General features: G+C 38.9%; 8 protein-coding genes, 1 tRNA gene, 3 rRNA genes and 1 other RNA gene. All 13 read right to left on the bottom strand.

Annotated elements, in window-relative coordinates:
- Window positions 1–31: 31 nt before the first annotated feature.
- The 13 genes from rrf to SAMSHR1132_RS02155 all read right to left on the bottom strand — a co-directional run bounded on the left by rrf (window position 32) and on the right by SAMSHR1132_RS02155 (window position 16,067).
- Window positions 32–146, bottom strand: a 5S ribosomal RNA gene (gene rrf / locus SAMSHR1132_RS02210).
- A gap of 72 nt (window positions 147–218) precedes the next feature.
- Window positions 219–3,141, bottom strand: a 23S ribosomal RNA gene (locus tag SAMSHR1132_RS02205).
- A gap of 380 nt (window positions 3,142–3,521) precedes the next feature.
- Window positions 3,522–5,073 (bottom strand): 16S ribosomal RNA (locus tag SAMSHR1132_RS02200).
- The 16S, 23S and 5S rRNA genes sit together here, the layout of an rRNA operon.
- A gap of 851 nt (window positions 5,074–5,924) precedes the next feature.
- Window positions 5,925–6,521: a recombination mediator RecR gene (gene recR / locus SAMSHR1132_RS02195; RefSeq protein WP_000559158.1), complete on the bottom strand. Its 597-nt coding sequence runs from the start codon at window positions 6,519–6,521 to the stop codon at window positions 5,925–5,927.
- Between the two features lie 6 nt (window positions 6,522–6,527).
- Entirely contained in the window at window positions 6,528–6,845 is a 318-nt protein-coding gene (locus SAMSHR1132_RS02190) for a YbaB/EbfC family nucleoid-associated protein (RefSeq protein WP_001213992.1), read from the bottom strand.
- Window positions 6,846–6,935: 90 nt separating this feature from the next.
- Window positions 6,936–8,633 (bottom strand): DNA polymerase III subunit gamma/tau, encoded by a 1,698-nt coding sequence (dnaX, locus tag SAMSHR1132_RS02185; protein ID WP_001109030.1) that lies wholly within the window; start codon window positions 8,631–8,633, stop codon window positions 6,936–6,938.
- 68 nt (window positions 8,634–8,701) lie between these two features.
- Window positions 8,702–9,226: a GNAT family N-acetyltransferase gene (locus SAMSHR1132_RS02180; protein WP_001167836.1), complete on the bottom strand. Its 525-nt coding sequence runs from the start codon at window positions 9,224–9,226 to the stop codon at window positions 8,702–8,704.
- 323 nt (window positions 9,227–9,549) lie between these two features.
- Window positions 9,550–9,819, bottom strand: an RNA gene (ffs, locus tag SAMSHR1132_RS13695) — signal recognition particle sRNA large type.
- A 61-nt stretch (window positions 9,820–9,880) separates the two neighbouring features.
- The gene (gene treR / locus SAMSHR1132_RS02175; protein ID WP_000977610.1) at window positions 9,881–10,609 is read right to left on the bottom strand and encodes a trehalose operon repressor; all 729 of its coding nucleotides are present in this window, start codon (window positions 10,607–10,609) and stop codon (window positions 9,881–9,883) included.
- Between the two features lie 24 nt (window positions 10,610–10,633).
- Window positions 10,634–12,274, bottom strand: coding sequence for an alpha,alpha-phosphotrehalase (gene treC / locus SAMSHR1132_RS02170; RefSeq protein ID WP_000931228.1), 1,641 nt, complete (start codon window positions 12,272–12,274; stop codon window positions 10,634–10,636).
- A gap of 63 nt (window positions 12,275–12,337) precedes the next feature.
- On the bottom strand, window positions 12,338–13,765 hold the full coding sequence (treP, locus tag SAMSHR1132_RS02165) for a PTS system trehalose-specific EIIBC component (protein ID WP_000279383.1): 1,428 nt from the start codon (window positions 13,763–13,765) through the stop codon (window positions 12,338–12,340).
- A gap of 469 nt (window positions 13,766–14,234) precedes the next feature.
- Window positions 14,235–14,327: transfer RNA gene (locus SAMSHR1132_RS02160), tRNA-Ser, on the bottom strand.
- A 276-nt stretch (window positions 14,328–14,603) separates the two neighbouring features.
- A complete protein-coding gene (locus SAMSHR1132_RS02155) occupies window positions 14,604–16,067 on the bottom strand; it encodes a glutamate synthase subunit beta (protein WP_000503603.1) in 1,464 nt (487 codons plus the stop codon).
- Between the last annotated feature and the right edge of the window lie 16 nt (window positions 16,068–16,083).

Below are 16,083 nucleotides of genomic sequence, written 5' to 3'. Positions count from 1 at the left end.
CATAAAAAAAGAGACCTTACGGTCTCAACTTGCCTGGCAACGTTCTACTCTAGCGGAACGTAAGTTCGACTACCATCGACGCTAAGGAGCTTAACTTCTGTGTTCGGCATGGGAACAGGTGTGACCTCCTTGCTATAGTCACCAGACATATGAATGTAGATTATACATTCAAAACTAGATAGTAAGTAAAAGTGATTTTGCTTCGCAAAACATTTATTTTGATTAAGTCTTCGATCGATTAGTATTCGTCAGCTCCACATGTCACCATGCTTCCACCTCGAACCTATTAACCTCATCATCTTTGAGGGATCTTATAACCGAAGTTGGGAAATCTCATCTTGAGGGGGGCTTCATGCTTAGATGCTTTCAGCACTTATCCCGTCCACACATAGCTACCCAGCTATGCCGTTGGCACGACAACTGGTACACCAGAGGTATGTCCATCCCGGTCCTCTCGTACTAAGGACAGCTCCTCTCAAATTTCCTACGCCCACGACGGATAGGGACCGAACTGTCTCACGACGTTCTGAACCCAGCTCGCGTACCGCTTTAATGGGCGAACAGCCCAACCCTTGGGACCGACTACAGCCCCAGGATGCGATGAGCCGACATCGAGGTGCCAAACCTCCCCGTCGATGTGAACTCTTGGGGGAGATAAGCCTGTTATCCCCGGGGTAGCTTTTATCCGTTGAGCGATGGCCCTTCCATGCGGAACCACCGGATCACTAAGTCCGTCTTTCGACCCTGCTCGACTTGTAGGTCTCGCAGTCAAGCTCCCTTATGCCTTTACACTCTATGAATGATTTCCAACCATTCTGAGGGAACCTTTGAGCGCCTCCGTTACCTTTTAGGAGGCGACCGCCCCAGTCAAACTGCCCGCCTGACACTGTCTCCCACCACGATAAGTGGTGCGGGTTAGAAAGCCAACACAGCTAGGGTAGTATCCCACCAGCGCCTCCACGTAAGCTAGCGCTCACGTTTCAAAGGCTCCTACCTATCCTGTACAAGCTGTGCCGAATTTCAATATCAGGCTACAGTAAAGCTCCACGGGGTCTTTCCGTCCTGTCGCGGGTAACCTGCATCTTCACAGGTACTATGATTTCACCGAGTCTCTCGTTGAGACAGTGCCCAAATCGTTACGCCTTTCGTGCGGGTCGGAACTTACCCGACAAGGAATTTCGCTACCTTAGGACCGTTATAGTTACGGCCGCCGTTTACTGGGGCTTCGATTCGTAGCTTCGCAGAAGCTAACCACTCCTCTTAACCTTCCAGCACCGGGCAGGCGTCAGCCCCTATACATCACCTTACGGTTTAGCAGAGACCTGTGTTTTTGATAAACAGTCGCTTGGGCCTATTCACTGCGGCTCTTCTGGGCGTTAACCCTAAAGAGCACCCCTTCTCCCGAAGTTACGGGGTCATTTTGCCGAGTTCCTTAACGAGAGTTCGCTCGCTCACCTTAGAATTCTCATCTTGACTACCTGTGTCGGTTTGCGGTACGGGCACCTATTTTCTATCTAGAGGCTTTTCTCGGCAGTGTGAAATCAACGACTCGAAGACACAATGTCTTCTCCCCATCACAGCTCAGCCTTAATGAGTACCGGATTTGCCTAATACTCAGCCTTACTGCTTAGACGTGCAATCCAATCGCACGCTTCGCCTATCCTACTGCGTCCCCTCATCGATTAAAACGATTATAGGTGGTACAGGAATATCAACCTGTTATCCATCGCCTACGCCTGTCGGCCTCAGCTTAGGACCCGACTAACCCAGAGCGGACGAGCCTTCCTCTGGAAACCTTAGTCAATCGGTGGACGGGATTCTCACCCGTCTTTCGCTACTCACACCGGCATTCTCACTTCTAAGCGCTCCACATGTCCTTACGATCATGCTTCAACGCCCTTAGAACGCTCTCCTACCATTGTCCAAAGGACAATCCACAGCTTCGGTAATATGTTTAGCCCCGGTACATTTTCGGCGCAGTGTCACTCGACTAGTGAGCTATTACGCACTCTTTAAATGATGGCTGCTTCTAAGCCAACATCCTAGTTGTCTGGGCAACGCCACATCCTTTTCCACTTAACATATATTTTGGGACCTTAGCTGGTGGTCTGGGCTGTTTCCCTTTCGAACACGGACCTTATCACCCATGTTCTGACTCCCAAGTTAAATTAATTGGCATTCGGAGTTTGTCTGAATTCGGTAACCCGAGAGGGGCCCCTCGTCCAAACAGTGCTCTACCTCCAATAATCATCACTTGAGGCTAGCCCTAAAGCTATTTCGGAGAGAACCAGCTATCTCCAGGTTCGATTGGAATTTCTCCGCTACCCTCAGTTCATCCGCTCACTTTTCAACGTAAGTCGGTTCGGTCCTCCATTCAGTGTTACCTGAACTTCAACCTGACCAAGGGTAGATCACCTGGTTTCGGGTCTACGACCAAATACTAAACGCCCTATTCAGACTCGCTTTCGCTACGGCTCCACATTTACTGCTTAACCTTGCATCAAATCGTAACTCGCCGGTTCATTCTACAAAAGGCACGCCATCACCCATTAACGGGCTCTGACTACTTGTAAGCACACGGTTTCAGGTTCTATTTCACTCCCCTTCCGGGGTGCTTTTCACCTTTCCCTCACGGTACTGGTTCACTATCGGTCACTAGAGAGTATTTAGCCTTAGGAGATGGTCCTCCCAGATTCCGACGGAATTTCACGTGCTCCGTCGTACTCAGGATCCACTCAAGAGAGACAACATTTTCGACTACAGGATTATTACCTTCTTTGATTCATCTTTCCAGATGATTCGTCTAATGTCGTCCTTTGTAACTCCGTATAGAGTGTCCTACAACCCCAACAAGCAAGCTTGTTGGTTTGGGCTCTTCCCGTTTCGCTCGCCGCTACTAAGGGAATCGAATTTTCTTTCTCTTCCTCCGGGTACTAAGATGTTTCAGTTCTCCGGGTGTGCCTTCTGATATGCTATGTATTCACATATCGATAACATGACATAACTCATGTTGGGTTTCCCCATTCGGAAATCTCTGGATCAAAGCTTACTTACAGCTCCCCAAAGCATATCGTCGTTAGTAACGTCCTTCATCGGCTTCTAGTGCCAAGGCATCCACCGTGCGCCCTTAATAACTTAATCTATGTTTCCACCATTTTTATAAGTCAAACGCTCACATACTGTTTCGTTTTCATTATTTAAAATGCTCATTTACAGAAGTAAACTCCGCTTTCAAATAATTTAACTCATTGTCTGCTAAACGTTTTCTTTTATAAAAAGATTTAAACGCGTTATTAATCTTGTGAGTGTTCTTTCGAACACTAGCGATTATTTCTTATGAATTCAAGCTTATTTAAAACTCTTTATTCACTCGGTTTTGCTTGGTAAAATCTATATTTTACTTACTTATCTAGTTTTCAATGTACAAATAAAAATGAATGTTAAATAAACATTCAAAACTGAATACAATATGTCACGTTATTCCGCATCTTCTGAAGAAGATGTTCCGAATATATCCTTAGAAAGGAGGTGATCCAGCCGCACCTTCCGATACGGCTACCTTGTTACGACTTCACCCCAATCATTTGTCCCACCTTCGACGGCTAGCTCCTAAAAGGTTACTCCACCGGCTTCGGGTGTTACAAACTCTCGTGGTGTGACGGGCGGTGTGTACAAGACCCGGGAACGTATTCACCGTAGCATGCTGATCTACGATTACTAGCGATTCCAGCTTCATGTAGTCGAGTTGCAGACTACAATCCGAACTGAGAACAACTTTATGGGATTTGCTTGACCTCGCGGTTTCGCTGCCCTTTGTATTGTCCATTGTAGCACGTGTGTAGCCCAAATCATAAGGGGCATGATGATTTGACGTCATCCCCACCTTCCTCCGGTTTGTCACCGGCAGTCAACTTAGAGTGCCCAACTTAATGATGGCAACTAAGCTTAAGGGTTGCGCTCGTTGCGGGACTTAACCCAACATCTCACGACACGAGCTGACGACAACCATGCACCACCTGTCACTTTGTCCCCCGAAGGGGAAGGCTCTATCTCTAGAGTTGTCAAAGGATGTCAAGATTTGGTAAGGTTCTTCGCGTTGCTTCGAATTAAACCACATGCTCCACCGCTTGTGCGGGTCCCCGTCAATTCCTTTGAGTTTCAACCTTGCGGTCGTACTCCCCAGGCGGAGTGCTTAATGCGTTAGCTGCAGCACTAAGGGGCGGAAACCCCCTAACACTTAGCACTCATCGTTTACGGCGTGGACTACCAGGGTATCTAATCCTGTTTGATCCCCACGCTTTCGCACATCAGCGTCAGTTACAGACCAGAAAGTCGCCTTCGCCACTGGTGTTCCTCCATATCTCTGCGCATTTCACCGCTACACATGGAATTCCACTTTCCTCTTCTGCACTCAAGTTTTCCAGTTTCCAATGACCCTCCACGGTTGAGCCGTGGGCTTTCACATCAGACTTAAAAAACCGCCTACGCGCGCTTTACGCCCAATAATTCCGGATAACGCTTGCCACCTACGTATTACCGCGGCTGCTGGCACGTAGTTAGCCGTGGCTTTCTGATTAGGTACCGTCAAGATGTGCACAGTTACTTACACATATGTTCTTCCCTAATAACAGAGTTTTACGATCCGAAGACCTTCATCACTCACGCGGCGTTGCTCCGTCAGGCTTTCGCCCATTGCGGAAGATTCCCTACTGCTGCCTCCCGTAGGAGTCTGGACCGTGTCTCAGTTCCAGTGTGGCCGATCACCCTCTCAGGTCGGCTATGCATCGTTGCCTTGGTAAGCCGTTACCTTACCAACTAGCTAATGCAGCGCGGATCCATCTATAAGTGACAGCAAGACCGTCTTTCACTTTTGAACCATGCGGTTCAAAATATTATCCGGTATTAGCTCCGGTTTCCCGAAGTTATCCCAGTCTTATAGGTAGGTTATCCACGTGTTACTCACCCGTCCGCCGCTAACATCAGAGAAGCAAGCTTCTCGTCCGTTCGCTCGACTTGCATGTATTAGGCACGCCGCCAGCGTTCATCCTGAGCCAGGATCAAACTCTCCATAAAAAATTATGATGTTTGATTAGCTCATAAATACTAAATAATGTTTGTAACTAATAGTTACGTTTTTGGAATTAACGTTGACATATTGTCATTCAGTTTTCAATGTTCATTTTTCTTACCGACAAGAATTAATTATACATTTTATTAACATTTAAGTCAACAACTTTTTGAAATTAATTTTTGTTAGTAATTCAAGTTATTTCTTAAGTTGAGTTGTTTTGTTTGCCTCAACAAATAAATACTATACAGGCTTTCAAACTGCTTAACAACAGTAAAAATTACACCATTACTATCCGTTCTGAACACTTCCATCGAAGAAGTCGAACTTAAAGAAATCATAATTAAAAATAGTACGTTTTTTAAAACAAATAAGCGGGATATTTTTTATGGAACGATAGCAAAAAACCCGCAAAACAGAACGTTATTTTTTTACCAGAAATTAAAAATAAATTTACAAGTTTTTAATAATCTCTCAAAACGCCGCTATACATGCTGATTTAATAAGTTTTAGACCTACGAAGTACAACCACTAAGCCAGCATCTATCATTTCAATAACAAAAGAAATTCATTTGCATTGTCATTAACCATCAATCACAATCATTAAATTAATAACCCAACACAGCCGCAGACCTACTTCAATCATCCAATTCACATCATTACTATTAGAAGTAACAAATCACAACCAACGACTTGCTTCCTTAAGATTACCCATCCCTATCCCACTCCAGTAAAACAATGCAACCGCCACACCACAAATAAAGTAGTACAACACCTCAAAATAAAAAAGCCACAACAGCTACATTGTGACTTTTCCTTCTATAGTATTAAATTCAAAATCGTTTAATAGAAAGCATTACATTTCTGTTCTACCAGCAATCGCCTTAGATAGCGTTACTTCATCTGCGTATTCTAAATCTCCACCTACAGATAACCCTTGTGCTAATCTTGTTACTTTAATACCTATAGGCTTAACTAATCTAGAAATATACATCGCTGTCGATTCCCCTTCTAAGTTAGGGTTCATAGCTAAAATGAGCTCATTAACTTCATCACTTTTCAAGCGTTCAATTAATGAAGGAATATTAATGTCTTCTGGTCCAATTCCATCCATAGGAGAAATAGATCCATGTAATACATGATATAAACCTTTGTACTCTCTCATTTTTTCCATTGCAATAACATCTTTATCATCTTCGACCACACAAATAACTGAACGATCCCTTTGTTTATCTTCACAAATATAACAAGGATCATTTTCAGTAATGTGACCACATACACTACAATATGTTAACTCTCGTTTAACATCCACTAAAGCTTTAGCGAATTGAACAACATCGTCTTCTTTCATATCTAAGGTATGAAAAGCCAGACGTTGGGCTGTCTTAGGACCAATGCCTGGCAATTTCATAAAGCTATCAATTAGTTTTGATATAGGTTCTGGATAATGCATCTACTATCACATTCCAGGGATGTTTAAGCCTTGAGTGTGTTTACCTAAACGTTCTTGAGTAAGCTCATCAGCTTTGTTCATCGCTTCATTAGTAGCAGCTAACACTAAGTCTTGTAGCATTTCAATGTCATCTGGATCTACAGCTTCTTCTTTGATTTCAACGTCAACAACTTCTTTATGACCAGTTACAGTAACTGCAACCATGCCACCACCAGCTGTACCTACAATACGCTCTTCTTTAAGTTTTTCTTGTTCTTGAGCCATTTTCTTTTGCATTTTTTGCATTTGTTTCATCATTTGTTGCATGTTTCCGCCACCGCGCATATTCCATTTCCTCCTTGAAAATCAATAAATTATTTATCAATAAAATGATGTTTCTTCCATTATACATACGATTATATCGCTTGTCATGTATCACTCTTCATCAATAACATGTACCGTTTCTTCACCAAAAAGGTCTTTTGCTTTTTGAGCAATGTCAGTTTGTTGTACTTGTTGCTTTGGCATTTCGTCATTATCATGTTTACGGTTTTGTAAATATTCCGTTCTAACTCTTTGCCATTGATCAGACGGCACACCAACCACTTTAACGTTTTTATTAACGATATTACAAACGACACTTTCTATATTATTGCGCTTCTCATCGTCTTTATTAACGATTTCGCAATGAATCTCTTCTTCAAACTTAACAAGTACATGATCTTCACTTGCTGCAACAGGTTCAGAGTTTTGCAATAAACTAACAAGCGATTTCTTATCATTGTTTTTAGCATGATCAATCACTTCTTGCCAGTGATCTTTCAACAATTTGATATCGGCCTTATTCGCTCTATCTAATACTTTCGCAATTTGTTGCATTGAAAATGCATTTTTAGATTTTTGCATACCTCTTATAGGTTTTTTCGAAGTTTTTTGTGTAGGTGCTGCAGTTACACCTTGCGCTTTCAATACCTTAAGTTCTTGCTCTAACTGTTCCATACGTTGCAACAACACATCTGAACTAGGTGTTGCAGCAATTTGTACCGGTTCAGCTACATTCGTACCAACTTGCGATTGACCTTTAATCAATTCAGCTAATTTCACTAACAACACTTCAAAATGAACATTTTGATTCACACTAAAACGTATCGAAACTAACGTATCATTAATAAGGTCTATCATATGATATAGCATTTCTAAATCCAAGTTCATTAATGCACGATAATCACTATCTTTATCAGCCGTCTTATTCATAATCGTATCTCTGACAAAATAAATCATGTCATTAATTAAACGATTCACTTCTTTACCTTCTGATATAAATTGATGATATTTTTTAAAAGATGACTGCACATCACCTTGTACGATATCTTCAAACAAATGATTAAGTGCTTCATCATGTACACTACCCGTAACATTCAAAGCATCTTGCAATGTTAGCGTACCGTCACCAAATGCAATAGCTTGGTCCATAATACTTAACGCATCACGCATACCACCTTCAGATGCTTTCGCAATAAACGCCAATGCTTCTTCTTCATATTCAAGCGCTTGTGCATCTGCTACAAATTTCAATCGTTCAACAATTTGATCCAAACTTATTGCTTTAAAATCAAAACGTTGTGCTCTAGATATAATTGTTGGAGGGATTTTGTGTGGTTCAGTTGTTGCTAAAATAAAAATAGCGTGTGCTGGAGGTTCTTCTAACGTCTTTAAAAGGGCATTAAAAGCACCAGTTGTTAGCATGTGCACCTCATCGATAATATAAACTTTATATTTTGATTCACTCGGTGCATATTTAACTTTATCTCTAATATTTCTAATTTCATCAACACCATTGTTACTAGCTGCATCAATTTCAATAACATCGGAATTAGTTCCTTGTGTAATACCTTTACATATGGCACATTCATTACAAGGTTCTCCATCACTACTATTCAAACAATTGATTGCTTTAGCAAACACTTTGGCAATACTCGTTTTCCCCGTACCTCTTGGGCCACTAAAAATATAAGCATGCGACTGTTTCTCTTTTGAAATCGCATTACGTAACGTCTTCGTTACATGTTCTTGCCCGACTACGTCATCAAAGCTTTGGGGTCTATACATACGATATAAGGCTTGATAATTCAAGTTAGCACCTCCATAAACAATTACTTTTCATTATATCATGATAATACGATTACTTCTCAATCGAACATTTAATAAAAATGTTCTGGAAACTTTACAATTCCATGTGGTGCATCCGTTAAGTTATCCCATAAAAATTTCACAAGTAACGGCGTATCACTATTTTCTAATAAAATGCCTTGTGTCGAAGCATCTTCGTATCCTAACTTTTCAAAGTAGTCAAAACAATGATCTACAACAACCGTACTATACTCTTGTGCTTTGGCACGTTCTTCTACTGCTTGAACCAATCCACGACCTAATTTTTGTCCACGTAATTCAGGGTGGACTGATAAAGAAGCAATCGCCAAACCATAATACGTCTTATCATCACTATTAATTTCTACTTCTATTAACAATATATGACCCACCACATCATTGTTTTCATTTTTAGCTATTACTTCTAATTCAAAATTATAATATGGCGACTTCCGTAAATTCTTCACTTTCCCACGTGCCTGCCAGCTCATTTCTGGATTGATATCAAAACTTTCTTCTATACTATTTAAAGATTTATCATAATCAAGTTCTGTAAGTGTACTTAAATATATTTGCATAAGTCCTCCAAACGCATCGCTTTACAATTAACGTAAAATAATGGATCAAATTAATACTTCCATTGTAAGACACTATAGTTTATTTCACCATCATTACTTTATTAAAAATAATCTTACATAAAAAATCTCAAATACGTAATTCAAACAACATAATAGTAATATCCCTATTAACTCTTTCACTTAATCAATATAAAAAAAGCTACTGCCAATAAACGTTTACTCAAGAGCGTTAACGCTGAGTCGTTTATAGAAAGTAGCTTTTGCTATTATGTATAATGTGTTCAAGTCTAAATCAATGATATTTATGTTTAAAAATAAAAAAACCGTGCACCTAAGAATCGAACGTAATTCACGAACGTAACCAAAGTCGTTAGCTAAATCTCGGCTACCCTACGGCACATATGATGATCCACTTAATGCTGCTTCCGTCAGGACCTGACATGGTTCATGGGTTCATATTGCATAGGACCGAAATCTTCAAACACTACGTGCTTTGGGCAGACTTCGCAAAAATACGGCCTCAACAAAGGAATTAAGCCTCGCATAAAGCGGATTTCGAGTACAGGGAACCGCTACCTCCCCACCTAGCACGGCAAGATATATATTACTATATTTTAATAGTTAATTGCAAGTATAAATGTTTTATATCATTGTTTACTTAGAACGACGTCTTGAGAAGTCGTTAAATTTAAATTCATTAGCCAGATGCTTCGATATACTATATTGAAACGGAGATGTATTTTCTAAGTACACAACACTTCTAACCGTTGCTGAAAAGGGAATAGATACATCACCAAACAATTGATATGCCTGTTCATCAAATGGTTCGAAAGTAATCGACTTACTTGAATAACTTATATTAAGACCTAATTCATTTTCTAAATAATCATAAATAGAGTTACTAGCAACCTCATTACTAATACTACTAACAAATGTCTTTAAAAAATAATCTTCATCAACAATCTTTACATGTTGATTAAGTCGACGGGTTCTCACTATATGAATAAGTTGCTCACTGGAATCTATGTTCAATGCGCGCTGAACTTCTGGAACATCACACGCCTCAACCATTTCATTGACAACAACTTCAGTTGAATAAGAAACGCCCATTTCTTCTTGCATTTCTCTAAAACTAACTAATTCTGAAAATGGGAATTCTGTCATTTCTTGATAAATCACAAGCGACCCTTTACCGTGAATCTTCTGAATCATACCATCTAAAGCCAATAAATCTAATGCTTTACGTACAGTTTCTCGCGAAGAACTATATAACTTCATCAATTCGTGTTCAGATGGAATTTGTTCTCCATATTGAACCTTTCCATTCAATATATCAGCTTTCAATGCTTCATAAATTTTAATAAACTTCTTTTGCTTCATCATATATACGCATCCACTTAATTTATTTTACGCGTTCGTTTCGACTACAATCGCTCCAAAACCGCTTATCATATTATTATCAATCGTACCTGTTTGAATCACAACGTCACCTTCACAATGCAATCCGTCAGGTAATGTAACATTGGAAGATGAGAAATTCACAATCACCAACCATTGTTGACCTTTGTAATGACGCTCATAAACAAACAAACTATCATGATCCATATAACGTGGCACAATATCTCCATACGTAATGATATCATGCGTATGTCTTAATTGTATTAATTTTTGATACGTATAAAAAACAGAATTTTTATCTTGAATCGCTTTTTCAACATTAATATTACGATAATTTGAAGGGATATCTATCCAAGGTTTACCAGTTGTAAACCCAGCATTTATATTATCATTCCATTGCATTGGTGTTCTTGAATTATCTCTCGATTTTTGTCCTAATATCTCTAACACTTCAACTTCAGAATGTCCCTCACTTAACAATTGATGATATGCATTGATTGATTCAACATCACGATACTGTTCTATTGAAGTAAAGTGCGGATCCGTCATACCAATTTCTTCACCTTGATAAATATATGGCGTTCCTTGAAGCATGTGCAATGCAATAGCTAACATCTTAGCACTTTGCACTCTCATTTCTTCCGACGTATCATCACCGAACCTTGAAACCACCCTTGGCTGATCATGATTACACCAAAAAATTGCGTTCCATCCGCCACCTTCATAAATACCTCTTTGCCATTTCATCAGAATTTCCTTTAACTTATGAAAATCAAGCTTCGCATTCGTCCATTTTTCACCATCAATATAGTCCACTTTTAAATGGTGAAAGTTAAATACACTATTCAATTCTTGGCGTTCAGGTTTTGTGTATTGAATACAATTTTCAATCGTTGTGGAAGACATTTCGCCAACCGTCATCATATTCGTTTTTCCAAAAGTTTGTCGATTCAATTCATGCAGAAACTCATGAACTCTAGGACCGTCTGTATAAAATTCCTTACCTATTTTGTCAGAGTCTTTAAATTCTCCTTTAGAAATTAAGTTAATGACATCAAAGCGAAAACCGTCAACACCAAAGTCTATCCAATGATTGACAATACGATATAACGATTGACGAACTTCAGGATTATCCCAATTCAAATCAGCTTGACTCACATCAAATAAATGTAAATAATATTCATCTGTTACCGGATCATACTGCCAAGCATTACCCCCAAATTTAGAATGCCAATTCGTTGGCGGTCCATCTTCAGACGCTTTAAAAAAGTAATAATCTCTATATGGATTGTCTTTAGATTTGCGTGCCATTTTAAACCATTCGTGCTCCGTCGATGTATGATTGATTACAATGTCTAACATCACTTTCAAACCTTTTTCATGTGCAACATTAATCAACTTTTCAAAATCATCCATCGTACCGAAGTCTTCATTGATTTCTAAATAATTGCTGATATCGTAACCATTATCATTCATTGGCGATTCATACACTGGTGTTAACCAAATATAATCAACACCCAACAATTTGATATAATCTAATTTTTCTATAATACCATTGATATCACCTATACCATTTCCTGTCGTATCATTAAATGACTTAGGATATATTTGATATACTACTGACTTTCTCCAATCTATTTCGTTCAACACACGATGACCACCTTATAACATAATAAAAGGCGTCCAAATAACGAACGCCCCTTTTTTATTTTATTAATCTTCAACAATTTCTTTTGCTTTTTGTTTACTAAAATTAGACATCACAATCGTTAATATACATGGTACAACAATTGCAATTCCTGTTACAACAAGATATACAGGCCAAAATTCTTTTTGAATTGAAATGAATGCCGGTACGCCACCAACACCAACTTTTCCAAGTACATTATTCATACCAACGATTGCCCCCAATACACAAGACGTTGATATTGCAGCGATGAATGGATATTTCAAAGGTAAGTTCACACCAAACATAGCTGGCTCCGTAACACCTAACATACCAGAAATACCAGATGTTAATGCTAAACCTTCTTCTTTAACCATTTTACGACGTTTATAGATAAACCATGCACCAAATGCTGCTGAACCTTGACAAATATTTGAGATTGCAACGATTGGCCATAAATATGTACCGCCTAAACTGCTACCCATCAATTGAAAATCTACTGCTAAAAACATATGATGCAAGCCAGTAATTACAAGTGGTGCATATAACAATCCATAAATCGCACCACCAAGCCATCCTGCATGTTGGAAAATAAATGTAACACCTGATGTAATTCCAGTTCCAATCATTAAAGCAACTGGTCCAATTACGATAAAAGCTAAAAATCCAGTAACTAATAATGCTACAGGTCCTACAACCAACATTTTAATAGAATCATGGACAACTTTATTTAATCCTTTTTCAATTTTAGCTAGAACATAAGCTGCAATTAAAACAGGCAATACTTGACCTTGGTAGTTCAACTGCTTAATCTCTAAGCCAAATAAGTTCCACGTCGGAATATTCCCTTTCGCCAAATCATACTGCGAAACTAACTGTGGATTCATTAATATTAACCCCAGTACTAACCCTAAAATCGGACTACCACCAAACACACGCATACTACTCCAACCAATCAATGCTGGTAAGAAAATAAATGCCGTACTCGCAATCACATTAATGATGTTTGAAATATCAGCAATTTGCGGGTACATTTCAATAAGTGCTTTTGGACCAAATAATCCTTTCATTGTAAGCAAATTATTAATCCCCATTAATAAACCTGCTGTCACAATCGCTGGTAAAATTGGTATGAAAATATCACCCAATAACTTTATCAAACGTTGCACTGGATTCCCCTTTTGAGCTGCAGCATGTTTAGCGTCATCTTTCGAAGCCTCTTGTGCACCAGTTTCATCAATAAATTGTTTATACACTTCATCCACTGTCCCAGGACCAATCACAATCTGATATTGATGATCTGCTTTGAACTGCCCCTTGACTAAAGCGTTATTACTCAATGATTCCTTATCAACTTTACTTTCATCTTTAAGCACTAAACGCAATCTTGTTACACAATGCGTTGCAGCTTCTAGATTTTCCTTTCCCCCAATAGCGGTAACGATGGCTTTTACATCTTCTCTTTTTACAGCCATGAACTTCACTCCCTTAATGTCTTAAAATGAGTATAACTTGTCTAGACAAGTTATGTAAAGGCTTTCACGGAAATATTTTAATATTGTCACAATTGTCTAATGTAGCCATTTTAGAAAATCAATGGCCATAACTACATATGTAGCAATAACTTCTCGCTACAATCGCGTTAATAACACTGCCTCAACAGCCTCTCGATATTAGAAAGAATAGTTGCATATCAACTTCTAAATTAAAAAAGATATTGCTATAAATAGTAAGCTTTCCCAAACAAGCACCCCATTATATTTCACAAAATAAAAAAAGACATTTAGCTATGTGTAATACATAAGCCAAACGCCCTTCCTATCTTAATGCCTTATCATTTCTATAGTCAAAATACGAATCATTCAAAGACATGTAAAAAAGGTAAATACTCAAAATTTGAGCACTTACCTTCATTATATGTATAGTGTTGAATATTAATATTGATGGCGGAGGAAGAGGGATTCGAACCCCCGCGAGCCGTTAAGCCCCTGTCGGTTTTCAAGACCGATCCCTTCAGCCGGACTTGGGTATTCCTCCTAAACACAATATTTATCATATATGAACGTTCTGTAAAAGTCAATATTGTTTTTAACCATTCTATGTTCACTTTAAACATTGCCGTTTAGCTATAAACGCAATTGTAATTAAAAAAATTCTCTACTTTTACCATACAAAAAATATTGGCTAGACCATTTTAAATTCATATACGAAATGACGAGCATTGACGTTAAATGAGTAAAATATACTTTAAATTCTAAATCATTTTAACAACTCTACAACGTCAACGCGAATACCGTCATTTTTTCACAATAATTATACACAAACTTTACTCGCTAAAAACTGATCTACTGCTTTCGCTACGCCTCTGCCTTCTTTAATCGCCCATACAACTAAACTTTGACCGCGTCTAGCATCTCCAGCAGCAAATATCTTTTCATTATTAGTTTGATAATTTGTGTCATCCGCAACAATTCGATTCCGATCCGTTTTAATGTTAAATGCGTGAGGGACAGTTGGTTCCGTTCCTTCGAAGCCGATAGATAATAATACAAGGTCAGCAGGCCAAAATCTTTCAGGTCCTTCTTTCATTACCATACCACTGTCACCTTGCTCTAATATTTGTGTATACAAACCACGAATGTGACCCTTATCATCTATATCATAACGCATTGTTTGAACACCATATGCACGTGGTTCTTTACCAAACTTAGCTTCATATTCTTGATGTGCATAATCCATTTTAAATACTGGCATCGCTAATGGCCATGAAGCATTTTCTTTAAATGTAATAGCTTCAGGTAATTTCGTATACTTATTGAATTGAACAATTGATTTACAGTTTTCTCTTAATGCTGTTGCTACACAGTCTGCACCTGTATCACCAGCACCAATAATGATGACATTTTTATCCTTCGCTGTAATAGTAATATCTTCAATTTCACCATTTAAAAGTTGTGTTTGTTCAGTCAAATAGTCCATAGCAAAATGTATACCTTCACCCATGCGACCTTCCAAAGGTAAATCCCTACCTTTTTGTGCACCTGTACATAAAATAATAGCATCATACTCAGATTCTAAAGTTTCTTTATCAATATCAACACCAACTTCAACGCCGTTAATGAAAGTAATGCCCGCTTCTTCCATTAATTTAATGCGACGTCGAACTACATCTTTATCAAGTTTCATATTCGGAATACCATACATTAATAAACCACCTGATTCTCTAGCACGTTCAAAAATTGTCACTTGGTATCCTAATAAATTCAGTTCTTCTGCAGCAGTCAATCCTGCAGGACCACTACCAATGATTGCAACTTTTTCATTTCTACGGTGTCTCGGAATTTTCGGCTCGACCCAACCATTTTCAAAAGCTTCATCAATAATCGTGCGCTCAATTCCTTTAATCGCTATCGATTCTCTATTAATCTTCATTACACAAGCACTTTCACATGGTGCAGGGCACACACGTCCAGTAAAATCTGGAAAGTTATTTGTTTCGCTTAAACGTTCATAAGCAGATTTAAAGTCGTGATGATACACCAAATCGTTCCATTCAGGAATATAGTTTCCAATTGGACAGCCAATTGTTTCCCTACCATACTGTTGGCCTGTTTGACAAAATGGCGTTCCACAATCCATGCATCGTGCACCTTGGATAGAGGCATCCTCTTTAGTAAATCGTTGTTGGTAAGCTTTATGATGTTTTAAACGTTCTACAAGTGATAGTTCACCTAAATACTGTTTGTCATACTTCATAAATCCTTTAAATTCACCCATAGTATCTCCCCCTTTC

Source organism: Staphylococcus argenteus, from assembly GCF_000236925.1.
GTDB classification, from domain to species: Bacteria; Bacillota; Bacilli; order Staphylococcales; family Staphylococcaceae; genus Staphylococcus; species Staphylococcus argenteus.
This window is presented reverse-complemented; position numbering and strand designations above follow the sequence as displayed.

Bases quoted from the DNA above. Each gene is read 5' to 3' on its own strand.
- recR (WP_000559158.1), bottom strand. From the start codon at position 6,521: ATGCATTATCCAGAACCTATATCAAAACTAATTGATAGCTTTATGAAA.
- SAMSHR1132_RS02180 (WP_001167836.1), bottom strand. From the start codon at position 9,226: ATGCAAATATATTTAAGTACACTTACAGAACTTGATTATGATAAATCT.
- treP (WP_000279383.1), bottom strand. From the start codon at position 13,765: ATGGCTGTAAAAAGAGAAGATGTAAAAGCCATCGTTACCGCTATTGGG.
- SAMSHR1132_RS02155 (WP_000503603.1), bottom strand. From the start codon at position 16,067: ATGGGTGAATTTAAAGGATTTATGAAGTATGACAAACAGTATTTAGGT.
- treR (WP_000977610.1), bottom strand. From the start codon at position 10,609: ATGATGAAGCAAAAGAAGTTTATTAAAATTTATGAAGCATTGAAAGCT.
- SAMSHR1132_RS02190 (WP_001213992.1), bottom strand. From the start codon at position 6,845: ATGCGCGGTGGCGGAAACATGCAACAAATGATGAAACAAATGCAAAAA.